This window comes from Hyphococcus sp., from assembly GCF_965267305.1.
Taxonomy (GTDB): Bacteria; Pseudomonadota; Alphaproteobacteria; order Caulobacterales; family Parvularculaceae; genus Hyphococcus.
The window spans coordinates 1,874,563-1,899,630 of record NZ_OZ253945.1 but is presented as its reverse complement, the minus strand read 5'-3'; the positions used below and the strand labels follow the sequence as shown (position 1 = coordinate 1,899,630).

The following is a 25,068-nucleotide window of genomic DNA, read 5'->3' as shown; positions in this document are numbered from 1 at the left end:
GCGATATGAAACAGTTTCTCGATTTTTGCGCCGAGCGCGGCGGCGGCCTTTTGGGCACATGGCTCAAGATTCCGAGCCTTGCGACGGTGGAAATGCTTGGTCGCGCGGGCTTCGATTTCCTTGTGATCGACATGGAGCATGCGCCCCACAGCCTCGATCAGGTGTATGATTTCATCTTCGCAACGCAAGCCTGCGGCATGGCCGCAGTGGTGCGTTTGCCGGACCATACAGGCGCCGAGATTCAGCGGCTTCTGGACGCTGGCGCCGATGGTCTCCTGGCGCCGCGCATAACGAGCCCGCAAACGGCCGAACGGCTCACCCGGCAGATGGTGTTCAGCCCCAAAGGCGAGCGCGGGCTCGGAACGACGTCGCGCGCAGGAAGCTGGGGAATGGCGCCGATGCAGGATTATTTGCGCCGGGGCGATGAACAATGTCTGCGCATGGTGCAGCTTGAAGACTGGGATGCGCTTGCCGCGGTGGATGAGTATCTGTCCGTACCGACAGTGAACGGCGTCTTCATCGGGCATGGCGATCTCTATCTTTCGAGCGGAAAGCCATCTTCAGATCCGGAAGTGCGCGACGTGACTAAACTTGTTGCGCAGAAAGCGAAAGCCACAGGCAAGCTTTCGGGCGCAGCCGCTGCGACGCCCGAAGACGCACAGCTTTATCTCGCCATGGGTTACTCGCTCGTCATGGTGAGCAATGACGCCACGATTTTCGCCAACGCCGCCGCCGCGGCCGTCGCGCAAGCCCGCGCGAAATAATCCAACGCTAAAAGTATTGAGGATGTTATGAGCCAGACTGTCGATCCCCGCTCCCGCCTTTCCACCAGCGGCGCGGTTTCATCGTCAAGCGGCGAAGCTTTTTCCGCCGCCGTCTATGCGCGTTTTTACGATATGCCGCCGCAGGAAGAGACCGCGAAAGCGCGCACATGGATGTCGCGCGGCCAAAATTTCATCGTCGCATTTTCCGAGACCAAAGCCGGCGCGGTTTTCGAGAGAACGAACCAGAAAGACGAATTCGTCCTGATCCTGCCGGAAGAAAACATGAGCGCGACGGTTACGGCGGGCGGGGAGACGAAAGAGGTCGGCGGCTTCACGATCACCATCGTGCCCCCCGGCGACAGCACGATTGAAGTCAAACAGGATGGCGAGATCATCCGGCTTTTCACCACACAGTCTGAGGACCTCGCGGAGAAGGTCTCAAATGCGGAGGAGTATCGTGACCCTCATCCGCATATCCCGCCCTTCAAGCCGTGGCCTGAGCCGAAAAACGGCTTCAAAATCCGCAGCTACAGTCTCGACGTGCCTGAAGAGGAAGGCCGCTTCGGCAAGATCTGGCGCTGCACCACCTTCATGGTGAATGTCTTCCCGCCGCAACACGGGCCGCGCGATCCGTCGAAACTCTCGCCCCATCACCATGACGATTTCGAGCAGTGCTCGCTCGTCATCGGCGGCGAGTATGAGCATCATCTGCGCTGGCCGTGGACGGCTAATCTCGCCGAGTGGCGCGAGGACAATCATGAGAAATGCGGCGCGCCTTCGGTGACGGTGATTCCCCCGAAAGCCATTCACACCTCGGCGGCGATCGATCCTGGCGTCAATCTCCTGATCGACATCTTCTCGCCGCCGCGCGAGGATTTCTCGAAAATGGAAGGCTGGGTGCTCAATGCGGATGAATATCCGATGCCGCCCGAGAGCAAGGATTAGCTGCGTTAAAACGCCGTGCGGTCCGCGCCTTTCAGGCCCAACAGTTTGCGGGCTTCATCTGGCGTGGCGACTTCGAGACCCAGCTCCTCGATGATCGTGCGGACTTTGCGCACCTGTTCGGCGTTGCTTTTCGCAAGTTCGCCGCGGCCGATATAAAGGCTGTCTTCAAGCCCAACACGCACATTCCCACCGAGCAGCGCCGACTGATTGCAGAACGCCATCTGGTGTTTGCCGGCGGCGAAGGCGGAGAAAATATAATCGTTCCCGAAGAGACTGTCGGCGATGGTCACCATATGGGCGAGATTGCGCGGGTCCGGCCCGATCCCGCCGAGAGTGCCGAAAATGCCCTGAATGAGGAAAGGCGGCTTGATCAGCCCGCGGTCGGCGAAATGCGCCAGCGTATAGAGATGCCCGATATCATAGCATTCGAACTCGAAACGCGTGCCATAGGCTTCTCCGACCTCGCGCATGATGCGTTCAATATAGCTGTTGGAATTATACATGATGCGGTCGTTCGAGGTTTCGACATAGTCGCGCTCCCACGCATGCTTCCAGTTCTCGACCTTGGCGCCGGCGGCGCTGAAATCGAAAATCAGGGGGCCCATATTGAGCGAACAGACTTCGGGCTGCGCCGCATGGGCGCCTTCGAGGCGATCGTCGAGAGACATGTTGGCGCTGCCGCCGGTGGAAATATTGATGACGGCGTCACTCGCCTGTTTGATCCGCGGCAGGAAGGCCATGAAATCCTTCGCCGCCGGGCTGGGCTGGCCGGTTTCCGGATTGCGGGCGTGCAGGTGCAGTATCGCAGCGCCGGCTTCTGCGGCTTCAACCGACGCTACCGCAATTTCGTCGGGCGTCACCGGAAGATAGGGCGACATGGACGGCGTATGGATCGAGCCCGTGGGCGCGCAGGTGATGATGACTTTGCCTGTTTTGCGCATAAAGCCTCCTAAAGGCCGGCTTGGCAGAGATATTTGAGGTTCACATATTCCGCGAGGCCGTGGGAGGAGCCCTCCCGGCCAAGGCCGGACATCTTCACGCCGCCAAAGGGAACGACCGCCGTTGAGATAAGGCCGGTGTTGATCCCCACCATGCCGCTTTCGATGGCGCGGCCCACGCGGGAAATCGTCGCCGGATTGTCAGAACAGAGATACGCGGCCAGACCGAACGGCGTGTCATTGGCGAGCTTCACGCCTTCACCCACAGTATCGAAGGGAATGACTGCGGCCAGCGGGCCGAAGGTTTCCTCGCGCGTGAGCAACGCGTCCGGCGCCACATCGCGGAGCAGCGTCGGCGGCATCAACTGACCGCCGGAAGATTTGCCGCCGGACAGAATGGACGCCCCGCCGGCGACAGCATCGTCGAGATGCTCCTCCACTTTGGCGACGCCGGCGCTATCGATCAACGGTCCGATATCGGTTGCTTCATTGAACCCGTCGCCCAGCGCGAGGGCGCTTACGCGTTTTGCGAAGACTTCCAGAAAGGCTTCATAGATTCCTTTCTGCGCATAGATGCGGTTGGCCGCGATACAGCTCTGGCCGCTATTGCGGAATTTCGCCACCAGCGCAGTCTCGACCGCCGTTTCGAGATCGGCGTCGTCAAAGATCAGCAACGGCGCATTGCCGCCAAGCTCCAGCGAGAGGCGTTTGATCTGCGGCGCAGAGGCTTTCATCAGTTGCGCGCCGATTTCCGTGGAGCCGGTGAAACTGATTTTCCGCACCACCGGCGAAGAGGTGAGGAGCCCGCCGATCATGCTCGCCTTGCCGGTGATGACATTGAGGACGCCCGGCGGAACGCCGGCTTCCTCGGCGAGCATGGCGAGCGCATAAGCCGATAGGGGCGTCTGGCTTGCGGGCTTGGCGACCATGGTGCAGCCCGCCGCCAGCGCCGGCGCCGCCTTGCGCGTCAGCATGGCGAGCGGGAAGTTCCAGGGGGTGATCGCAGCGCAGACGCCCACCGGTTCCGGCTCCACCATGAGGCGGCGGCCCGAAACCGGCGCCGGAATGATTTCGCCGAACATGCGGCCGGCTTCCTCAGCGTAGAACTCGATGAAGCCGGCCCCGTAGGCGACTTCGGCGCGCGCTTCTTTCAGCGGTTTGCCGTTCTCCAGCGTGATCAGGCGGGCGAGATCCTCCTGATGGGCCATGACGAGATCGAACCATCGGCGCAAGATCGCGCCGCGTTTGCGCGTCAGTTCTTGCGCCCATCCCGGAAACGCCTTTTCCGCTGCGTCAATGGCGGCGCGCGCCTGCGCTTCGGAAAGGGATGGCGATTGGCCGATGACCTTGCCGGTAAAGGGATCGTCGACATCAATCATCGCGCCGTCATCGGAGGCAATCCATTGTCCGCCCACATAAGCCTTGTCGCGAATGAGATCGGCCCGCGAGAGTTCTCCGCGTTCTAGAGACGTCGCTCCGTCAGCGTGCGGCATGTTTCATTCGTCCCTTATTTGTCACCGTCGAGATTGGGATTGGTGATCGGCGTATCGCTTTCGAACCAGTGCTCGAAACGGCGATAGGTGCACAACCAGCGCCCGTCGCCGGCGCGTTTGAAGCGATCGGTTGCAAGTGAGATCGTGATTGGCGGGTGCGACGGCAAAACTTTCTCGCCGTTCTTCGCGTAGAGGAAAAGAAAATTCGTCGCCTCGGCGGTGTCGGGTCCCGTGAAAAAAGCGCGAAAATTTGTGAAGGAATGAACCGACAGGCGCGGCCCCTGTTTCACGCGCCAGTCATAGAAATCCTGGATTTTCTGTTTGCCGTAATAGGATGCGAACTGGCCGTGAAATTCGGCGTCATCGGTATAGTAGGACGAGGCGTTGCGGCCGCCATTTGTGTCGATTTCGTGCCAGTATTCCGCAAGGAGGAGCGAAAGCTCCGCATTCAGCCTAATGACGTCGTCCTGATACACCGCCGCGCTCCTTCATATTTCCGCGGCTGAAGCCGCGGTGAAACATGGCGGTCTCGCTTCCTCCGGTCTTGTTCTTAGAGGAAAAAAGATTTGAGCGGAGCGGACGCAGCGTCTTAGTTGGGCACGACGCCGGAGGCGGCGCTGCGATATTCCCGCGGCGCCATGCCGAACTGATCACGGAAACAGCGGGTGAAATGCGCCGCGCTGTTAAAGCCCCAGGAGAACGCGATTTCGGTCAGCGTGTGTCCGTTCCAGGCGGGGTTGCGCATCTGCCGGGCGCATTCCTCAAGCCGGCGCCGAAGAATGAAGGCCGAAATCTTCTCGCCCGAAACGGAAAAAATCGCGCGCAGATAGCGAGGCGAAAGATTGAGGCTTGTGGCGATGGACGAGCAGCAAAGCTCAGGATCGCGCAGATTATCCTCGATAAAAGAAATGACGTCGTTGCGCCGCCGCCACAAGATGGCTGATTCCTCGGAAATATCGAAGCCCGCCGTGTAGGACATGGAGATCATTTCGAGCAGATAGCGCGCAACGCGTTCTTCATGATCGCGGCGGATGCCGGCGCCGACGCTTTCGCTCAAGGACTCAACCATGGCGCCGAGCGTGCCGGCGAGGCCGACGGCATGGCCGAGACGCTGACCTGTGAATTGTTCCGGCGTGGGGAGATATTCGCGCAGCAGAGACGGCAGAACGCGCACCATGATCGTCGTGGAGAAATCTTTGGTGTCGAAGAAATGCGGAAGCCCGGTGTCGACGAGAACAAAATCGCCTTGGTCGAGATTGGCTTCATGTCCGCAATGATGGATGACGCTACTGCCTTTCGCTTGCAGCAACAGAGAATAGATGCGCGGTCTGTTGTCGTTGATATGAAGTTTGCTGCGCTCAACGCTGTAGCAATCCATGGAAAGTTTTGCGAGTTTCACCGGACCGAGCGTGCCGATGCTGAGTTCTGCGCCAAAGCCCTGCTTGTCCGCCGGTGAGAACTCAACCTGACTCATTCTGGACGCGTAAAGCGCATTCCATGCCGCAGTCCGGCCATTTGTCGGCAAACCTGTCGTGCTGAATTTTTCCACGTCTACTCCTCCCGCTTGGTCCGGCTTATAACTGCCGGTTCCATAAGCAACTTTTACTGCTAATCGGGGACTCTCGCACCGACCATAAGCGGCGTCAAGCTGGGAAATATGGACGTCCCGAGCGATGAAGCTTCGTTGCGTCACGGAGCAAATTTCAACTGCACCCATCCGCATGCGGAGCGGAGAGGTCGTCATGTGTTAATGTTGCACGCGCTTGAATTGAGTACAGCTCAAAGCGCGGCTTGATAAATTCCAATGACGTCGGCTTCGGTGAGCGGCCGTGGGTTACGCTCGAGCAGGCGCGTCACAGTCATGGCGGCTTTCGCCATGCGCGGCACGGCGTCTTCGCCGATGCCGAAGGCCGACATGTGTTGCTCGATATTACAGCGCTCTGCGAGTTCCACGATCTTCTCGATGCCGCGTCTTGCGGTTGCAGGATCATCATCGGCTTCGCGCGCGCCAAGCGCGCGGGCGATCGCCGCGTATCGGGCCGGCTCGGTCTCCAGGTTAAAGCGCAGGACATGGGGCAGAAGCAGCGCATTCGCGACCCCATGCGCGATATGAAACTCGCCACCCAGCGGGTAGGCCAGCGCATGAACCGCGGCCGTGTTCACGGGGCCGAGGCACAAACCGCCATAAAGGCTGGCGAGCAGCATCGCCTCGCGCGCCTCGAGATCATCACCATGACGGCAGGCGCGTTCGATATTGTTCGCGATGAGGCTTATGCCCGCAAGCGCGAAAGTGTCCGCAATCGGGTGGGCGAATTTGTTCGCATAGGCCTCGATGCAATGGGTGAGGGCGTCAAACCCCGTTGCGGCCGTCACCGCTGGCGGCATGGTCACTGTCATCAGCGGGTCGAGATAAGCGGCGTCAGGCGTCAAATAACGGCTGACAACGCCTTTTTTTAGGTCTTCCTCTTCATCGCCGAGAATTGCGATGGGTGTGACCTCGCTGCCGGTTCCGGCTGTGGTCGGTATGCAGGCGAGCGGAAGCGCGCGGGCTCTCAACCGGTCGGATCCAATCACCTCGCCGATTGTTTGTGCGCCGTCGAACAGCGCCGCCACGAGCTTTGCAACATCCAGGGAACTGCCGCCGCCGAGGCCGATCACGGCCTGTGCTCCAGCGCTGCGCGCCGTTCCGAGGGCGTACTCGAAGTCGCCGAAAGTCGGTTCCCCATGAAGATCGTCCCAAAGTACCGGTTTGCCGCCGCGTTCCTCAATGCTTGCAATCAGCGGCTCGCAAAGCCGCCGGGTCGGCGGCGAGGTGACAATGAAAATGCTGGAGGCGCCCCGATCCATCAGATCCGCAGGGCAGCGTTCCGCCGCGCCTCGCCCGAAGGTGAGGGAGCCGACATTGAAAAGGGTAACGAGCCGTTCGTGTGGCTGCGTCATCCGCCGTATCTCCGATTGCTGAAAATCCTGATTCCGGGGGAAATCTCCCTAAGAATAGGAGATTCATCGGGCGGGCATTTGATCTTTCCGGCGCCGGAAATTGAAGATTCGGCTAAATTTCACGCAAACGGCCATGAAGCTTGCCATGCTGTCCGCCGCGCCATTAACACGGTTATCGCGTAACTATATCTGACGAGAGGAAAGCATCATGGCGGACCCGCTTTTTGACATTCAGGGGAAGGTCGCCCTCGTGACGGGCGGGACCAGCGGCATAGGCCAGATGACCGCCCGCGGCTTGGTTCGCCGCGGCGTGAAAACATATATCACCGGACGGGATGCGACAGGGGCGGACAGCGTCGCCAAAAGTCTGGCTGCGGAGGAAAAGGGCGAGTGTATCGGCCTCGCCGCCGACCTTTCCGGCGCCGATGGGCCGCAGCGTCTGGCCGGTATGCTGTCCGCCAAAGAGCAGCGACTGCATATCCTTGTGAACAATGCGGGCGCCGGTGAAACCGCCTCCCTGCCGGAGGTCTCAATCGAGGACTGGGACATGGTGATGAACGTCAATCTGAGGGCGCCGTTTTTTCTCGTTCAACAATTGCTGCCATTGCTGAAAAAGGCCGCCAGCGCGGCTGATCCTGCGAGGGTCATCAATATCGGATCGATCGGCGGTCTGCACATCCCGAACTGGGACGCTTTCCCTTATGGCGCGTCCAAGGCCGGGGTCCATCATCTTACACGGGCGCTGACGAAGCGTCTGGGCGCCAGTCAGATCGCGGTGAACGCCATTGCGCCAGGCCCGTTTCCATCCCGTCTCACCGATACGTCTTCGGATGCAGTAAAGCACAGCGTTGAAACCTATATCCCTCTTGGCAGGCCTGGCGCCCCCGAAGACATTGAGGGGCTGGTGGTCTTTCTCTCTTCACGCGCCGGCGCCTATGTGAATGGCTGCACCATTCCGCTCGATGGCGGATATATCGCTGCGCTTTAGCGCCTCCATTCCATATCGATGCAATCGATGCCCTAAATACGCTCTTCGTTCAGATGAGCGTCAAGGAGGTGGCTCGCCATTGCGGCAAGTTGCGCCTCCGTTTCAGGCAAGTCGCCGCTATCAAGTCTGAATAACTTTTTCCCAAGATCAAAAAAATCTATGGAAAGGGAGATGGGACGTTGAAAGCGTACTGGCGCATTTCTGCGAAAACCGGGGAAGCAAGGCGGACACGTGTTCTAAGCAAACGCTGTGGTCTTGAATAAGAAATTTTAGGTGTTTCCGCCCGTCCGCTCCTCCCATTCCTGCGGTCGGCCGTCATCCCAGTCAGGTCGCATGAAGGAAATCCCGATGTCTGACCTGATCTGGGATGACGGGTTTTTCGAGGATGCGGAGCCAGTGAACACATCTCTTGCGCAGTCTTAATTAAACCGGCGCCGCGGCTCACGGGGCGCCCCGGATAAATGGTTTCTGGTAGCGGAGTGTTGAACCCAGTGAAAATGCGGCTGGAAAATAGGCAGACCAATGAGGTGAAGAAGTATGAGAGGACGGTGTCATGACGATTGCGCTGTTTGACACTCATGCGCATCTGATTTCGGACCAATGGGATAAGTACAAGCCTAAGTCCCTGACCCCGGATCTTCCAACGCCGGAGCGGCCTAACTACACGGTGACGGCCGAAGCGCTGATCGAGATGATGGACGAGAACGATGTTGAAAGAGCCTGTCTCGTTCAGCGTGGGCATGTTTATGGGTACGACAACAGCTATATCATCGATTCAGCGGCGACCTTTCCGAACCGCCTGCATCCTGTGGTTATTTTAAACACTCAGGATCCGGCGACGCCGAAAGTCTATCGCGATATGGTGAAGAACAACGGCGTTTGCGGTTTTCGCATGGCGCATACGCGGCCCTGGATTCTGGATACGGCCTGGATGAGTTCGCCCCCGGCGATGGATGTCTGGAAAGCCTGCGCCGATCTAGGCACGCCGATGACGATTATCTTTTATCAAAAGCAGCTCTCCTACAATTTGCCGCTCCTAAGAATAATTGCGAAGCAGTTTCCTGACCTGCCGATTCTGGTGGATCACGGGGGCATGCCCTATGGCATGACGCAAGTGGAGGTGGGTTATGCGAAAGAAGACGGCGAAGATGTCGTCATGCCGCCGCCGCCGGATTTCGGGATCAACGAAACCATCAAGATTTTCGAAGACGTGCCGAACGTCAATTTCAAAATCACCGAGATAAATATGGAGCGTCTCTCTGTAGAGAAGGTCAGGCCGGCGCATCTCGTTCGCCGCATGGTCGATAGTTTCGGACCCGACCGGCTGATCTGGGGGTCGGATGTGGGCCAGAGCATGCTTTGGTCGTACAAGGAAAAGACTGAAATGGCGCGCAGCGCTGCGGACTTCCTGACAAAAGAGGAAGCCGAGAAATTTCTTCATGGCAATGCGGCGCGCCTCTACAAAAATGTCTATTGATGCATCATTGCGCCGTTAAGAAATTTTAAAGATTAGTGTACGGAAAAAGAAGAATAATGGGGGCGTGCTGGATCGCGGCGGAGGCTTGCTTGGCAAGCTTGTAGATAGAGTATGAAGCCTCGCCATGAGGCTAATGCGCTACACCCGGTGAGTTTCAGGCTTTGCGTTTCAATCAACGAAATCCATCGCAAAATTTTGATCCGATTGGATCAAGTAGCGCCCACCGGCCTCGGATAGAGATTCTGGCAATCACAATAATAGAATTCCAGCAGGAGGGGTAGGAGATGCTTAAGAATCTTGCATTGGCGTCCATCTCGACAGGCGCCTTGTTGACGGCTCAGGGCGCATGGGCGCAAGGGCTCGACGACGAAAATGCAGACCGGATTGTCGTCACGGCGACCAAGGTTGCGACGGACCTTCAGGAAACGCCGATCGCGATCACGGCGGTTACATCTGAAACGCTTGCAACCAGAGGGCTGACGACGACAGCCGACCTCGGCAAAATCGTGCCGAATGCGGATTTCCAGAAAGCGCAGGGCATTTACGGTCCTGCGGTGACAGTGTTCCTCCGCGGCATCGGCCAAAATGACCCGCAGCTAAACGGCGAGCCGGCTGCGGCGTTTTACATTGACGATGTCTATTATCCGCATTTGTTCGGATCGCAGTTCGATCTGCTCGATCTCGATCATGTCGAGGTTCTGCGCGGCCCCCAAGGCACGCTCTTTGGTCGAAACGCCATCGCCGGCGCGGTGAACCTCGTCAGTAAAAAACCCAGCCTGACGGAAGCGAGCGCCTCAATCGAAGCGACGGTCGGCGCTTATAATCGCCGCGACTTCCGCGCGGGCTTCAGCGTTCCTGTGATGGAGAATCTGGCCGTCGGCGTCACCGTGTTGTCGAAGAAGCGCACGGGCTATCAGGAGATGCTCGATTTCACCTGCCAGATGTACATGAACGGCACGCCGGAACTCGCGGGGTCCTTCCCGTTCCAGACGCCGGAAACGACCTATGCAGGCGGCGCAACGCCTGACGATTGCGTCATTGACCATCTTGGCGGCGAAGACACCCGCGCCATTCGCGGCTCCGTCTATTGGGAGCCAACCGATCGCATCGAGGTTTCGCTCAGCGCCGATTACATGGATCAGAATGACGAGATCCCGGCTGAGTATATCATCGACACTGATTATGCGCAGACGACGACGCGGCCCAATTTTGTTACGGCGTTCGATCAGTTCTCGGTCCCCGGCGATCCGCCGTTCCGGTGGGACGAGCGGTTCCAAACCAACGATCCCTACAAGACCTATGACAATTTCTGCGACCCGTTCCCCGCGGGCACACTGATCCCGGGCAATACCTATTACAACGGCTCGATCTTCAAGGGCGGCAAATGCTATGGCAATACGGTGCCGCTGACCAATTGGGGCTTTCAGGGCAAGGCGATCTTCGCCATCACCGATGAAATCGACTTCTCGCTGATCGGCGGTTATCGCGAGCTCGAATTGGCTTTTGGCGCTGCGTCGGATGGCACGCCGCTCAACGACTCCATTATCTATCACTCTTTTGATGAAACCCACTGGAGCGGCGAGGCTCGCTTCACCGGCCAGCATGACTGGATCGATTGGGTCGCCGGTTTCTTCTATTACAAGGGCGACGCTTTCCATATCGGTCAGCCGCAGGGCGTGCGCGCCGGCACGCAACGCTTCCAGGTGGACACATACGAGCCGACCGCGTGGGCTGGATACGGCAACGTTGTCATCCATCTGCTTGACGACCGTCTGAATCTCACTGGCGGCATTCGCCGGTCGGACGATGAAAAGTTCGTCGACTTCAACAGTCTCACTGACGCCACGCCTCCCGGACAGACGGAGTTTGTCGCCAGTCCTGTGAGCACGATTTTTGACGTGACCATCGCGACGGAGCGCTGGGACTGGAAAGCCGGCATTGACTACAGATTCACCGATAACTTGATGGTTTATGCATCGGCAGGCACCGGTTATCGTTTGCCGGGCTTCAATGTCCGCCCGTCGCAACCGGGCCAGGAAGGGCAGACCCCGGGCGAAGCGCTTAGAAGCTACGAACTTGGCTTTAAATCGGAAGTCTTCGATCGCCGGCTGAAAGTCAACGCCGCTGCGTTCCTCATGGACTTTACGGAACGTCCCGGCACCTATGCCGGTCAGGAAGCTCAGTTAACGGATGACCTTATGGGCAATGTTCCAGGTCCGTCGACAGTCATTCCCGGCGGCCCGGATGGAACCAGCTACTCCACATCGTTCTTCACCTGCCGTGATTATGATGCAGCTATTGATGGGCCGATGAACCCGGCGGCTGGCGTTGGCGTCAATTGTGTCGCACGCAGCTATTATTATAGCGTTGCGGGCAAGGTTAAGGGTATTGAGGCGGAAATCGAGGCCGAACCCATCGATAATCTACACCTCACCGGCTCAATGGGCTATGTCAAATGGAGCGCAGACGATATCTCACGGGTGGTCCGGGTGCCGGACTGGACGGCGAGCGCCGGCGTTTCCTATGATTTCCTTAATGTGATGGGCGGATCGGTCACGCCGCGTCTTGACTGGTTCTTCACGGGAAGAACCGCCTTCAATGCGGAGCTTCCCGACTTCGATCAGGAAGCCTACGGCGTGGTCAATGCGCGGATTACCTACCACAATGATGAGCACGATTTCGACGTTTCGGTCGGCGCCACCAACCTCTTCGACAAATTCTATTACCGTAACAAGATCGCCTTCCAGTCGTTTGGGTTGCCTACCAATCTTGGTCAGCCAGCGCCGCCCCGCGAATGGTATGTCACTGTGAAAAAGCGGTTCTAGTCTAAAACCGTTCCACTCAATCGATTCTGGATTGACATGCGGTGAAACAAAACAGAGGCGCTGGGCAGGTCTTGGAGCGAAGCTCCCGATACCCGCCAGCGCCTTTTTGATAAACGGCGCTTGTTGCCAATCGGCGCTGAAATCGGTCTGATGGCGCCTATAAATACTGGAGGAACGATTATGATTGAACGCCGCACCGTGCTTGCTTCCGCTCTCGCAGCAGGCGTTTTTGGCTCTGCGGCTCAGCAGGCATCCGCCATGGCGTCAAAACCCAAAGACAGGCCCTATAAACTCTTCGATTGTCACGGCCATTTTTATACCGATGACTGGAGAAAATATCCGTTCAACGCCAAGACGGCGCGTTACGGTCCGGAACGCATGGTCGCTAAAGCCATGGAAAATCCCATGACGGCGGAAAAGGTTTTGAAGTTCTGGGATGAGGCGGGGATCGAACGCGGCCTTGGCGTGCAATATTCAAGCACATATTTCACCGACAACAGCTATCTTCTCGACATCGCTGCGGAATATGACCGGATCATTCCGATTGTCATACTTGACGCAACAGCCGAGGAAACGCCGCCGACGCTAGAGAAAATGGCGAAAGAAAACTGGATCGCCGGCGTGCGCTTCATGGGCGTTCCCAATGAGAACAACGAGTTTCCGTTTCTGACGGATGCCGCTGCCGGCTCATGGGAGAAGGCCAACGAACTTGGCCTCACCATCACGCTGATGCCGATCAGCCGCAACGATCCGGGCAAAGCGATCAAGCGGGTCGGTGAGCTTGCCGACAAATATCCTAATGTGGGCGTCGTTCTCGATCACATCGGCTTCCCGCGCTATGGCGCGCGTCCCGATAGCTGGGGTTACCTGCCAGAGCATCTCGAGCTCGCGAACCACAAGAACATCTATTACAAATACACGACGTTCCTCATCGAAATGTTGCTTGCGGATAAAACACCACTCAAAGAGTTCCTGGAATACACGGTTGGCGTCTATGGCGCGGATCACATGATCTGGGGCTCCGACATCGGCAATAGCGAAGTTGATGATCTGGAATTCGTTCAGCATGCGCTCGATTCCGCCAGCGGGCTGCCGGTGGAGCAGCAAAAGGCGCTTTTCTACGACACGGCGGAAAAATTATTTATTCCCGGCGGACGCGGGGCGGCATAGTCCTGCAGCAACGCTCGTTCCTTCCATGAGCGCCGGTTAACCGGCGGCGAGTTCCCTTCCGCCGCCGGTTTTTTTGTTTTTCGACGAGAAAAAACGGCCCGGAAATCATCCGGGCCGCTTTGCTTTTATGTAAATGTTGCGATGGCAGATCAGTCGACGCTAAAAATACTGCGCGCGATATGGCGAACGCCACCCTTGCTGCCGCCCACGACCTGCATGGGATCGTTGATGCTGTTGAAATAGTAAATCGCGCCAATCCTGCCCGGTTCGACCTCGAAAGCGTTCGGGTAGCCCACATCCCAGCTGCCGCCGTCGTCGCGAACGATGATTTCAGGGCCCCAGGTTTTGCCCTCGTCCTCGCTCACTGTTGCGCGGATGCCGGATTTCGGGAGACGATACCCATAGACAACGACCAAGCGGCCGTCGCTCATGCGCACGAGGCTGCCGGGCGCACCCCAGTCATTGACGCGCGACAGGAACCCCCAGGTGCGGCCTCCGTCATCGCTGTAATAAACCTCTGACCACATCGTGCCGCGCGGGTCGCGCTGGCAGCGCAGGATGCAAAGCATGCGGCCGTTGGGCAGCAGGATGGCGCGCGGATAGAACCAGCGATGGCCGCCAAAGGCGTGGCTAGTTGACCAGTCGCCCGCCGCGTTTCCGTTTGGATCGTGTTGCGGCGTGATCATCGACATAAAGCGGAATTCTGTTCCGTCGCCGGTGCTGCCGTAAACAAGCGGACGGCGGTTCCAGCCATCCTCAGCGGATTCAAAGAGGAAGAGAAGGCAACGCCCGTCCGGGCGCACCAGATAAGAATTGAGGCCGGTGAGCGAACTCAGCCCATCGAGCGGCAGGAAAGATTTTGGCGACCAGGTTTCGCCGGAGTCTTTTGATATCTGGATGTAGGTGCGCGCATCCGGCTTTCCGAAGTTCTGCCCGAAATTTGTGATGAGCACATCTTTGTCGAGATAGTTGACCGGCCCGAAGCTTTCGAGCGATCCCTCGGCGCCGTTATTGCCGCGGTCGAGCATATTGATGATAGGATTGTCTCCGTTCCAGGTCCGGCCTCTATCGGTGGAGCGCACCGTCACCATGCGCCGATCCGTAGCCCGTGTGGCGAGATTGTCGTGATTGATGTTGTTGGGATCGTCATAGGCGACCGTCAACGACAGGAAACTTTGAAGAAAGTCGCCGTCAGCGGTCTCCCAGAATCCCATCGTATAGGGCCAGGAACAGAACTCGTCTTCGCGGCGATAGACGACGGCGTGGTCGACATCCTTGGCGGGGCGCGCCGGCAGGAATTTTTTGATGACTGGCGATTTCTTGGCGTGGGCGAGCGTTGAGACGGACGCAATCGCGGTTCCCGTAAGAGCGGATATCAGGACATTGCGGCGTTCTATCATGACGCTTCTCCCGGTGTTGTTTTCAAAATCGGCATATCCTTGGGCAATGGCGCGCGTCCATGCAACCAAAGATCGGACGAAGGCCGCGATCATCCAAATTCTCCGCCTCTTGGATCAAATCCCGCAGCGCATCTAGGATTAATCCTGACTGAGGCGAATGCTTTAGGACTGTTAAAGAGTGAAAAATTCATGATCGAACGCCGCGATGTACTGAAGACGGCTCTCGTAGCGGGCGCTCTTGCCGGGAGCACATCGGAGGCGTCCGCCGCCCGCAGCAACTCCATCAAGAAGCGCTTTCAGCCGCCACGGGAAGATGCGACCGCCGAGCATGGCGTCGTTTACCGGAATGAAAATGAATTCTGCGGCTGGCCATATTATTGCGGTCTCTGGAAGACTGCGGATGGGAGTCTGTTAACGAGCTTCAAGCGCATCCCTACGGAATACAATGTCTATGACGATGTCGATCACAACAACCTGACGAAGAACCGGGGCAAGCTCTGGACTATCCGCTCGCGCGACAATGGTGAGACTTGGGACAAGGACAGCTTCCAGGAAGTCTTCGACATGAACATCCGGGAGGAGGGGGATCTTCCGGGAGGCGCCGCCGCCGACTGGTCAGATCTGCCGCCGCTCGATTTCTTCAGCCGCGACACGCTGCTCATGGGCGGCGGCATTCCGCGTCTTTTCTCGCCTGGGGGTGAAGCGTGGATGCGCGCATCGACGGACGGCGGACGAACCTGGCGCCGGCCCATGCTGCTGCCGAAATACGATCTGCCGTCTCTCACCGCTTTCGGTTCTTCCATGTATGCAACGCGCGAGGACGGCGTTCATATTCTGGGCCTCAACACAGGGTCGCCGGAGGCGTTGTCGCCGCGCCCGCTCGTCTATCAGTCGAATGACGGCAAGAACTGGCGGTTTCTTTCCTTTGTCACCAAAGAACGCCCGCCATCGCCGTTTTATCCGGGCGGTTCGCCCTTTGCGCCGGCGCCGCATTTTTATCCGCGTGTGACGATCCTCAAAGGCGGCCACATGCTGGCGTCGCTGCGCTATCAGCGCGATCCGCGCAATGTGATCTGGACGGAAATTCACGAAAGCCGCGACGGCGGGCGCACCTGGAACTACCTGTCGCGGGTCAATGACTGGGGCGCGCCGGGGGATCTCGTCCCAATGAGCGATGGACGCGTTGCCTGCGTTTACGGATACCGCATTCTGCCGCAGGGCATACGTTACCGCGTCAGCGAGGATCGGGGACAGACATGGGGGCCGGAGATGATCCTGCGCGACGATGGCGGCAGCTGGGATCTCGGCTATCCGCGTGTCATTGAGATTGAGCCCGGCGTTCTTTTCACCGTCTATTATATGAATCTCAAAAGCGATCCGGTGCAGGTGAATGGCGGCGTGCGCCATATCGCCTGGACGAAATTCCGGCCGTGAACAGGGGGCATTGACTGAACGAGATGGCCGATAGTTTCAAACCGCCGCAACATGATAAGCGCGCCGAACATGGCGTCGTCTACCGCGACGAGAACGAATATTGCGGCTGGCCGTTCTATTGCGGCCTCTGGAAAACCGGTAATGGCGACATTGTCGCGAGTTTCAAGCGTGTGCGGAACAATTATGAAGGCGCCGATGACGTGGATCATGGCCAGATCGCGCAAAAGCCTGCGCATCTTGTCACCATACGATCGAAAAATGACGGGCGGAATTGGGACCCCGCCAGCGTTCAGGCAGTTTTTGACATGTCATGGAAAGGGCCGAAGGATTTTCCGGGCGGTAAAGCCGCCGACTGGTCAGGTCTGCCGCCACTTGATTTTTCCAGCCGCGATACGCTGCTGATGGGCGGCGGTGTTCCGTCGCTGTTCGGCAGGGACGCGAAAAGTTGGCTGCGCGCCTCGACCGATGGCGGCAAAAGCTGGCGCGATCCGATCATCCTGCCGCAATATGAATTGCCGTCGCTGACGAATTTCGGCTCGCCCATGTATGCGGCGCGCGAGGACGGCGTTCATCTTCTCGGCTGCCAGACGAATTCGCCGGATGCGCTCTCGCCGCGTCCGCTGGTATACGGAACGCCGAATGGCATAGATTGGCTCTTTCTCTCCTTCATGGTGGAGGAGCGCCCGCCATCGCCGTTCTATGTGTCGATATCGCCTTACTCGCCGCTGCCGCATTTCTACCCCCGCATCGTGGTGCTGCCGAACGGCAAGGTCATCGCGTCCCTGCGTTATCAGCGCGATGCGCGCAGCGTAATCTGGACAGAGATTTACGAAAGCCTCGATGGCGGACGCACATGGGGTTTTTCATCGCGCGTCAACGACATCGGCGCGCCGGGCGACCTCGTTCCCATGCGCGACGGGCGCGTCGTTTGCGTTTACGGATATCGCACTATGCCGTCGGGCGTACGCTACAAGGTGAGCGATGATGACGGGCGCACATGGGGCCCGGAAATGATTCTGCGCGATGATGGCGGCAGTTGGGATGTGGGCTATCCGCGCGTCATCGAAACGGAGCCGGGCAAGCTGCTGACAGTTTATTACATCAACCGCAAAGATGATGCGATGCAAATGAATGGCGGCGTCCGCCACATCGCCTGGACTTCTTTCACGCCTTAATGATTATGCGTCTTTAGCGGCGATTCTCGCTATATTCGTGAATCCAGTCGAGCGTCTTGGAGAGCCCGCCGAATGGATAAAAGTGCAGCCGAACGCGGCCATGCTTTTCATAGTCGAGCCCTTCGTCGATGGCGGTGACGAGCTTGTTCGGCCCGGCCGTGCCCATGAGCTGCGTAAGGGAAACGCCGTATTTCGCCATGACCGCCGCCGAGGCGCCGACGCCGCAGCGCGCAGCGAAACCCAGAAGGCGCTTGATGCCCGCTGGGCCAGGAACGCCGACGCGCACCGGCGCGTCGATGCCGCGCGCGCGCATTTCTTCGAGCCAGTCGAGAAACGGTTCGGCGGAAAAGCCGAATTGCGTGACGATGATCGGCAGCATGCCGCGCTGACGGATTTCAGCAATCTTGTTTTCCATCCACACCCATAGCTCGTCTTTAGAGACGTTGGGATGACCTTCGGGATGGCCGGCGATGCCGATCGCCTTGATGCCGTTTTGCTCAAGCACGCCGGTTTTGATCACCTGGAGCGAATCCTCGAACGGGCCTTCAGGATGGGGCGGATCACCGGCTATGACGAAGAGGCGTTTGACGCCGGATTCGCTCGTCACCCGTTTGATCATGTCTTCGAAGACTTTGGCCGATGTCAGGCGCCGCGCCGACACATGGGGCATGGGTTCGAAGCCGAGCTCGCGCACCGCCTTCACCGCGGCAATGCGCGCTTCCATTTCCTCGCCGGGCAAAAAAGTGACGGCGATGGGCGTCCGGGGGGCGATCTTAGGCGCGGCCTCGCGCAGCGCCGGCACGTCCTTCGCCGTAATCTCAAGCGAATACCCGTCCAGAATATCGTTGGAAAGAGTCTCCCAATTGGGATGAATTTCAGCGTAAGACATGGCGCAAATCCCTTCAGCCAGGCCGTTTTCAGCCCTTTATCCTGAAAAGGAATAGCTTGAGACGCAAGCCGCGCTCGCTCTTCAGCGCAAGAAATCTGTTCCATCCCTCCAGCATCGGCGGGTTTTGTCGTCCTAAGCGGGAATTCCTCTTTGGGCGGGTATCCGGGCTAACAGGTTTTTCCGTCAGAGCCGCGGGGAGCATTACAGAAACATGCTCACGGTCCGCTCGATGAACCAGAACGAAGCGATGATCCCTGCGCCGTAAGGCGGCGCCCGCCACGCCCAATGGGGCGGCGCCGGCGCATATCGCTGGCACAGAAAGACGGCTGAAAGCACGGCGATGATGAAGAGAATTTGCCCAGCCTCGACGCCGAGATTGAAGAAGAAAAGCGCAAGCGGCGCCGCGCTTTCCGGCAGGCCGATCTCGCGCAGCGCGGATGCGAAGCCAAAGCCGTGCAACAGACCGAAGCAAAAAGAGGCGATCCATGGCCAGCGCTGGGTGGCGCTGACCGTGCCTTCGCGCGCCCGGATGATTTCCTCCGCCACGAAAGCAATGGAAAGCGCGATGCACGCCTCCACCGGTGCGATTGCAAGGCTGAACCAGCCGAAGGTGACGCCGGCGAGGGTGATGGAGTGGGCGACGGTGAATGCTGTCACCGCGCCTATGAGGCGCTTCACATCGCCGATCAGGATCAAGAGGCAGAGGACGAACAACAGATGGTCGACGCCGAAAAGGATATGCTCGACGCCAAGCGGGAAATAGGCGCCGGCGCCGGAATGGTTTTGCGTTTCCGCCGGGATTTCAACTCGCGGTTCAGAGCCGGTGATGCGCAAGGTTTTCGGCGGTCCCGAAAGCGGCTCGAAACGCAAAATCACATCCGTCAGGCTCGCTGCAAGATTTTCGATGGCGATCTCTTTTCCGGGAAGGCCGCCCTCGCAGGCGCTGCGCCAGCGCTCAATGACGGCGCCGTCCGAAGGCGTCATGCGCGCCTCGCCGACAGCCCGGCATTCAGAGGGAAAAATGACATTCAGCGCCAGGCGCATGTCGCCGCGCGCTGGCGTTTTCCAGGTGAAGTCATAGACTGCGGGTTCGATCTCGTGAATTTGCAGATAGCCCGGACGCACTTCATGGGCTTTCGCCGGCGCAGAAAGGATGAGAAAGGACAATGCGAGAAGAAAACGCCGCATTATCATTTTATTCAGCGCTCATGTCATGCGAAACGGTGGCAATGTCGTCTGGGATTTGAGAAAGGTAGGCCTCCGGCCAATTGACTGTCACGTCGTAACGCTTGCGCATGCGGTCATGAAACTCCTCGCGCCGCTCTTTGCGTTTCGCATCGGCCCAGTCGGCCCGCAGTTTCTCGCGCACGTCTTCAAAAGCGGGGGAGCGGGCCGCTTCGCGGGAAAGAATCAGAACGGCGTGGGCGCCGAAAGGCGAGGTCACTGGTCCGAACCATTCTTCGTTATGCGTCTCGAAGACAGTTGCAGCAAAATCTTCGCCAAAGAGAGCGGCGACGCCTTGTTGCGTTGTCAAAGGCAACGCTTCGGGCAACATCGAGGCGTCGCCGAGCCCTCCCGGTTCTGCGCCAGCTTCCAACGCCGATAGAAAAGCTGCGGCGCCTTTTTCTGCGCTGTCGCCGCGGGCATCGCCGTTGGCCAGAATATGGCGAAAGGAAATGCGCCGAGGGAGACGATAGAGATCAGCATGATCCACAAACCAGGCTTTCAATTCCTCCTCGGTTGGCTCTTCGCCGGCGGCGGTGTCTTCAACGAGAAAATCAAGCTTCTGGCGCATGCGCCGACGCACGATGGTGTCGTCAGCGTCGAGCCCCATGGCGACCGCCTCGCGATAGGCGATCTCTTCCTGGATGAAATCGTCGACGAGCGCTTGCAACTCGGTTTCGCTCGGAAACCTGCCGGACAAGAGGCGGTAGCTTTCTGCGAGCTGCCGGATGCGCCCTTCGGAGACTGTGATTTCATAAGTAGGGGTGGGTTCATCTCCTCCATTGACGAGACTGTTCACCAGAAACAGGACGGCGCCGGCGATCATGAACTGCGCCAGCGGTTCGCGCGCGATCCGCGACAGCGAGGGAAATTTAGCGCGCATTGGCGGGTGTGAACCAGATTGGCGAGGTGTAGGCGCGTTCCTGGATCGTTTTGGAGAGTTTCGGGTTGGGTTCCACATTGGTGCGAATAGCGTCCCAGGTGGACCAGCGGCAAGTCGGGTTTTCCAGAACGCGGGCATAGTAGAAAGCGCTTTGCGCCGGGTCGAACTCGGGATCGGTCCACACGCCTTTTATTTCCGCATCGCCCTTGTCCTGCGAGAAAGCGCATGTTTGCAGATCGACCGTCGCGCCATTGTCGGGACATCGTTGCGTGGCGGGGCCGACCGCGCCGCCATCGGCGCAGGCGACGTCGAAAACTTTTTCAAAGGATTTTCCGGTTTCGTCCCTCCAGCCTTTCACGATCTGGATGCGCTGCAGCGGCGCCGAATGAACATCGCGCATGGCGATGACGGCGAATTGCGGTGCTTGCCCCGCTTTACCCAAAAGCTCGCCGCCCATGGGCACGCCGTTCTCGTAAGCTGTCCGCACGCCCTCATCCGTCGCGAGATCGACGCCGTTAAAGCCGTAGCCCGCAAACAGCCGCACGCGAATGCGCGGGCCTGAGGTGCCGAAGGTTTCCTTCCTGCGCAGGGCGGCATAAATCGAGGGGCGCGAGTTTTCCTCCGCCCAGACGCCGGTGAGGCCTCCTGACCCCATGGTTCGCGGCGCCGGCTTGCCGTCGGCGTAATATGCGCCCCAGCTTTCATAATCGGCTGGCTGAACAGAACCGCGAAAATCGGATTTCCAGTCCAGCATACCGTGATTGGCAAAGTAATTGTCTTCTTCATAAGGACTCGCTGCGTTGTGGCCGTCGCTGCCGGCGACAATGCCCATCTTGTAAGGATTGGCGCCGACCTCGCTGTCGATCTCAAGGCCGCGTTTCAAGGCGTCGCGCACATAGCCGCCTGCGAAAGTCGTCACTTCCTTGTTCACACCCACATAAAGATCCATGACCTCGAATCCGGCGAACTCATCATTGGGCGACAGGAGAGGCATCGTCTCGGACTGGCCCTTGGTCTGGATTACTTCGACAAGCGGCTCATTGCGCATTCTCAACTCCGCATATGCGCGATCGATTGGCTGGCCGTCCCATTTGGTGCGCTCGAACATGGTGCCGTCCGACGCATTTGAATTATGCGGAATCGCCAGCGCTTCAACGCCGTCAGCACGCTTTTGATCGAGCCAGCGCCAGAGGTCTTCAGGATTTTGGGAATCGAGCGCAGAGAAAGGGATGGCGGGTGCGTTGGCGTCTTCGAAGATCACGTTGCGATGCAGGTTGCGGAATTCCGGCAAGGGTGTGAATTCATAGCCGATGAACGTGGTGAAGACGCCCGGATTATTGTGGCGCGCCGCGCTGTCGACGGTGTCCTGCCATGCCGATCTCGTCGCCGTCATGTCCGATAATTCGGGCATGATCTCACCGCTGAGCAGGCTGTCTACAAAATGCCCGAAAGCCGCGATGATCTTGCCCCGGTCTTCGGAGAAAAGGTCTTCTGCATAGGAAACTTTTGAATATTCCGTACCAGGCGTATTGATCGCTTTCAGGACGCCGAGATATTCGGCGTGATCGGTGACGGCGAGAAAATCGAGCGGTCCGGAATTGAGACGCAAGTCAAAACCCGCCGCGTGTTTTATGGTCCCGCCTTTTGCATAGATATAGGCGTCATCGGGCGTTGCGCGGACGTTGAAAAGATAAGCGTCGTAGGAATTGCGCGTATGCAGATGAAGATCGCCGAAATAGACATTGCGTAATGGATTGGGCGCCGGTTCCGGTGTCGCCTCCGTCTGCTTTTCCTGAAGAGCTGAGCTGTTGGCGCCACCGCCGTCTTGCGTGTCTTCGTGGCTGCAGCCGGATAAGGCGACAAGCAGCAATGCGGCGCCTGCTGCAGTTTGAAAACTGATCTTCATGGTCGCTTCCCTAAATAAGCGCTTTTTTGCTAATTATCTTGTGAGTGAACTTGGGGCGCGCCAAGGCTGAGGTCAATTCCGCCGTGAAGGCCATCGCTCTTAATTCATCCCTGCCAAGCCCGCGCCTTTATTCGGCGTACTTTATATACCCCCGCACTCACCATGCCCTCACAACCAGGAGGTTAGGAGGGAGGCAGGCCCGTATCCTGAATGGTTAACGCCGAATTTATATTTGGGCGAGGCTATCAGAAAGATATTCACACACTTGTCAGTGAATGTTTTTTCAATTACGCTGGTAGCGTGAACAATATGCGTGTCGGCGAAAAGACCGGCCTACTGGGAGGGTACAAACATGAAAAACGGACTTCTCGCGTCCGCGTCAGCGGCCGCATTCTTCATCCTGTCTGGGCCGGCGTTAGCGCAAGCCGGGACGTCAGGCGGCGATGAAGCGAGCAATGACCAAATCGTCGTCACCGCCACGCGCCGGGCGGAATCCTTGCAGGACGTGCCGCTCAGCGTGACGGCCTTCACGCAGGACGAACTCACGGAAAAAGGCATTGTCGGTTATGAAGGGCTTGCGTTCGAAACGCCTGGCGCAGTCCTCAACAAGCCGACCGCGAACTTCAATACCTTCTCCGTGCGCGGCATCGCGACCAACGGCTATCAGGCGAATCTGCAAAACTCGGTCGCCGTTTATCTCGATGAGTTGCCGATTTCAGCAAATGGCAACTCCACGCAGCTCGATTCGACCTTGTTCGACGTCGAGCGTGTTGAATTCCTGCGCGGTCCGCAAGGCACGCTGTTCGGATCGGGTTCGCTCGCCGGCGCCGTGCGGCTTTTGACCAAGAGCCCCAATCTCAATGAGTTCGAAGCCTCGACCCTTGTCGATTTCGGCCTGACGGATGATGATTCCTTCCGCCAGCGTTACAACGGAATGGTAAATATTCCTCTCGTGGATGACAAGCTGGCGGTCCGGGCTGTCGGCTTCTACCGCAACGAAGAAGGCTGGGTGACCAATATCGGCACCGGCGAAGACAACGCCAATACGCTCAAAAACTGGGGCGGCCGCATAATTGTGCTCTGGGAGCCAACAGACAGCGCATCCTTGCGCCTGATGGCGCTCCACGAAGAAAGCGATCCTGACGACGCCCAGCTCATCAACCCCGCGCTCGGAGGCGGCGACCGCGAAACACGCAATACGCGACGTCCGGATAAATATGGCGGCAATCTCGATTCCTATAACGCGACGATCAATCTGGAGCTAGGCTTCGCCGATTTCACGAGTTCAACGACTTATTCGCTTTACGATCAGTCCTTCATCATTGATCTAGACGCGACTTTCGGAGGGGCGATTCCCTTTGCGCTCGACGCCTATGCATATGATGAAGCTTTTGTTGAGGAAGCGCGCTTTGTCTCAACGCATGAAGGCCCCATCGAGTGGGTGGCGGGCCTCTTTTATTACTACAAGAGACGCGACGTCGATCTCTTCTACCGTTCGGATCCGGCCTTCCTCGCCGCGCGCGGCATGACAGGCCTGCCCGATGAATATTACCAGCGCGCTTATAACTACGCGGTCTCTAACGAGCTCGCAGGGTTCGGCGAATTGACCTACCGGTTCAGCGACAAATTCTGGCTGACCGGCGGCGTCCGTTACGGCAAGCTGGACGTCCAAGGCTTCGCTGAGGGCGGCTATAACAGCAATTATCTCACCAACGCGCTTTTCGGCATAAACGGCCCCCTGACGATAACGCCGATCATGCCGGCGGAAGGCGAGGTCGGCAAAGAGACTGGTCCGTCTTACAAGTTCAGCGCGTCGTTCAAGCCGGTGGACAACATCACGACCTACGCGACCTACTCGACGGGTTTCCGCGCACCGGCCGTCAATGCGCGTGCGGGGCTGCCGAGCGCCGTTGATCCCACCGACATTGTCATTCCTGACGGCGCCTCGTCGGACAAACTCAAAAACTACGAGATTGGCCTCAAGGGAAGCTGGTTTGACGGCAAGCTCAACGCCAACCTTGCCGGTTATCTGATCGACTGGAGCAACATTCAGGTGCAGGCGAACCGGGTATCGGATTCAGTGCAGTTCGCCACAAATATCGGCAAGGCGCGCAGCAAGGGTTTCGAATTTGAGGTTAATGCGCTTCCCGTGGAAGGTCTTTCGATCGGCATCAACGGATCGGTGAACGATACGGAAGTCACCGAGCTCACGGATGAAGAGGCCGCGATCTCTGGCGCGGTTCTCGGCGCTTCGCTCGCCTTCCCGACCTTCCAGGGCGCGGCGTATCTGAAATATACGACAGACATTTCGGAGAATGTGCGGGGCTTCTTCGCCGCTAACTTCCAGCATGTCGGGGACTTCCCCAACCAGTTCCCGAATGTTCCGGGCAATCCGAACGCGCAGGCGCCGACTTATGGCTTTACCGAGCCCTATCAGAACGTGAACCTGTCGCTTGGTGCGGAGGTCGGAGACAATCTCATGGTCACCGCCTATGTCGAGAACCTCTTCGACGATCACTCGATCATCTACCGTCATCCGGAAGCCTTTGCCGATGCTCGGGCCAGCACGCTGCGCCCGCGGACAATCGGCATTCGCATCGGTTACGACTACTAAGCC

Annotated in this window: 19 protein-coding genes; 9 read left to right on the top strand and 10 right to left on the bottom strand. The window is 58.3% G+C overall.

Features of this window, described 5'->3' with window-relative positions; all coding sequences use genetic code 11:
• Window positions 1-5 precede the first annotated feature (5 nt).
• Both ACQY5P_RS09000 and ACQY5P_RS08995 read left to right on the top strand, forming a co-directional pair.
• Window positions 6-764 carry an HpcH/HpaI aldolase family protein gene (locus ACQY5P_RS09000; protein ID WP_428410413.1) on the top strand — a complete coding sequence of 253 codons (759 nt, stop codon included), beginning with the start codon at window positions 6-8 and terminating at the stop codon, window positions 762-764.
• Between the two features lie 27 nt (window positions 765-791).
• Window positions 792-1,709, top strand: a complete 918-nt coding sequence (locus ACQY5P_RS08995) for a hypothetical protein (protein ID WP_428410412.1) — start codon at window positions 792-794, stop codon at window positions 1,707-1,709.
• 5 nt (window positions 1,710-1,714) lie between these two features.
• On the opposite strand, the gene ACQY5P_RS08990 is transcribed toward ACQY5P_RS08995, so the two are convergent.
• The 5 genes from ACQY5P_RS08990 to ACQY5P_RS08970 all read right to left on the bottom strand — a co-directional run bounded on the left by ACQY5P_RS08990 (window position 1,715) and on the right by ACQY5P_RS08970 (window position 7,080).
• Entirely contained in the window at window positions 1,715-2,650 is a 936-nt protein-coding gene (locus tag ACQY5P_RS08990; protein ID WP_428410411.1) for a 3-keto-5-aminohexanoate cleavage protein, read from the bottom strand.
• Window positions 2,651-2,658: 8 nt separating this feature from the next.
• Window positions 2,659-4,140: an NAD-dependent succinate-semialdehyde dehydrogenase gene (locus ACQY5P_RS08985; protein WP_428410410.1), complete on the bottom strand. Its 1,482-nt coding sequence runs from the start codon at window positions 4,138-4,140 to the stop codon at window positions 2,659-2,661.
• A 14-nt stretch (window positions 4,141-4,154) separates the two neighbouring features.
• Window positions 4,155-4,616: a nuclear transport factor 2 family protein gene (locus tag ACQY5P_RS08980; protein ID WP_428410409.1), complete on the bottom strand. Its 462-nt coding sequence runs from the start codon at window positions 4,614-4,616 to the stop codon at window positions 4,155-4,157.
• Window positions 4,617-4,729: 113 nt separating this feature from the next.
• Window positions 4,730-5,689, bottom strand: a complete 960-nt coding sequence (locus ACQY5P_RS08975) for a helix-turn-helix domain-containing protein (RefSeq protein WP_428410408.1) — start codon at window positions 5,687-5,689, stop codon at window positions 4,730-4,732.
• A 230-nt stretch (window positions 5,690-5,919) separates the two neighbouring features.
• Window positions 5,920-7,080, bottom strand: coding sequence for an iron-containing alcohol dehydrogenase (locus ACQY5P_RS08970; RefSeq protein WP_428410407.1), 1,161 nt, complete (start codon window positions 7,078-7,080; stop codon window positions 5,920-5,922).
• A 208-nt stretch (window positions 7,081-7,288) separates the two neighbouring features.
• On the opposite strand from ACQY5P_RS08970, the gene ACQY5P_RS08965 reads away from it, so the two are divergent.
• The 4 genes from ACQY5P_RS08965 (at window position 7,289) to ACQY5P_RS08950 (ending at window position 13,540) form a co-directional block, all read left to right on the top strand.
• The gene (locus tag ACQY5P_RS08965) at window positions 7,289-8,068 is read left to right on the top strand and encodes an SDR family oxidoreductase (protein WP_428410406.1); all 780 of its coding nucleotides are present in this window, start codon (window positions 7,289-7,291) and stop codon (window positions 8,066-8,068) included.
• 553 nt (window positions 8,069-8,621) lie between these two features.
• A complete protein-coding gene (locus tag ACQY5P_RS08960; protein ID WP_428410405.1) occupies window positions 8,622-9,545 on the top strand; it encodes an amidohydrolase family protein in 924 nt (307 codons plus the stop codon).
• Between the two features lie 284 nt (window positions 9,546-9,829).
• On the top strand, window positions 9,830-12,370 hold the full coding sequence (locus tag ACQY5P_RS08955) for a TonB-dependent receptor (protein WP_428410404.1): 2,541 nt from the start codon (window positions 9,830-9,832) through the stop codon (window positions 12,368-12,370).
• 180 nt (window positions 12,371-12,550) lie between these two features.
• The gene (locus ACQY5P_RS08950; RefSeq protein ID WP_428410403.1) at window positions 12,551-13,540 is read left to right on the top strand and encodes an amidohydrolase family protein; all 990 of its coding nucleotides are present in this window, start codon (window positions 12,551-12,553) and stop codon (window positions 13,538-13,540) included.
• A 149-nt stretch (window positions 13,541-13,689) separates the two neighbouring features.
• On the opposite strand, the gene ACQY5P_RS08945 is transcribed toward ACQY5P_RS08950, so the two are convergent.
• Window positions 13,690-14,940, bottom strand: coding sequence for a sialidase family protein (locus ACQY5P_RS08945; protein WP_428410402.1), 1,251 nt, complete (start codon window positions 14,938-14,940; stop codon window positions 13,690-13,692).
• Window positions 14,941-15,129: 189 nt separating this feature from the next.
• Here ACQY5P_RS08945 and ACQY5P_RS08940 point away from each other — a divergent pair, with 189 nt between their 5' ends.
• Both ACQY5P_RS08940 and ACQY5P_RS08935 read left to right on the top strand, forming a co-directional pair.
• Window positions 15,130-16,374 (top strand): sialidase family protein, encoded by a 1,245-nt coding sequence (locus ACQY5P_RS08940; protein ID WP_428410401.1) that lies wholly within the window; start codon window positions 15,130-15,132, stop codon window positions 16,372-16,374.
• Between the two features lie 23 nt (window positions 16,375-16,397).
• Window positions 16,398-17,549, top strand: a complete 1,152-nt coding sequence (locus tag ACQY5P_RS08935; protein WP_428410400.1) for a sialidase family protein — start codon at window positions 16,398-16,400, stop codon at window positions 17,547-17,549.
• 13 nt (window positions 17,550-17,562) lie between these two features.
• Here the strand turns inward: ACQY5P_RS08935 and ACQY5P_RS08930 are convergent, their stop codons facing one another.
• From ACQY5P_RS08930 to ACQY5P_RS08915, 4 genes are all read right to left on the bottom strand, one after another.
• Window positions 17,563-18,438: a methylenetetrahydrofolate reductase gene (locus ACQY5P_RS08930; protein ID WP_428410399.1), complete on the bottom strand. Its 876-nt coding sequence runs from the start codon at window positions 18,436-18,438 to the stop codon at window positions 17,563-17,565.
• Between the two features lie 201 nt (window positions 18,439-18,639).
• Entirely contained in the window at window positions 18,640-19,626 is a 987-nt protein-coding gene (locus tag ACQY5P_RS08925; protein WP_428410398.1) for a HupE/UreJ family protein, read from the bottom strand.
• 7 nt (window positions 19,627-19,633) lie between these two features.
• Complete coding sequence (locus ACQY5P_RS08920) at window positions 19,634-20,545, bottom strand: peptidyl-prolyl cis-trans isomerase (RefSeq protein ID WP_428410397.1); 912 nt, start codon at window positions 20,543-20,545, stop codon at window positions 19,634-19,636.
• Window positions 20,535-22,451, bottom strand: coding sequence for a DUF3604 domain-containing protein (locus ACQY5P_RS08915; RefSeq protein WP_428410396.1), 1,917 nt, complete (start codon window positions 22,449-22,451; stop codon window positions 20,535-20,537). Before ACQY5P_RS08915 ends, ACQY5P_RS08920 begins: the two co-directional genes overlap by 11 nt.
• A gap of 352 nt (window positions 22,452-22,803) precedes the next feature.
• Between ACQY5P_RS08915 and ACQY5P_RS08910 the strand changes: the two genes are divergently transcribed.
• Window positions 22,804-25,065 carry a TonB-dependent receptor gene (locus ACQY5P_RS08910; protein WP_428410395.1) on the top strand — a complete coding sequence of 754 codons (2,262 nt, stop codon included), beginning with the start codon at window positions 22,804-22,806 and terminating at the stop codon, window positions 25,063-25,065.
• Window positions 25,066-25,068: the final 3 nt, after the last annotated feature.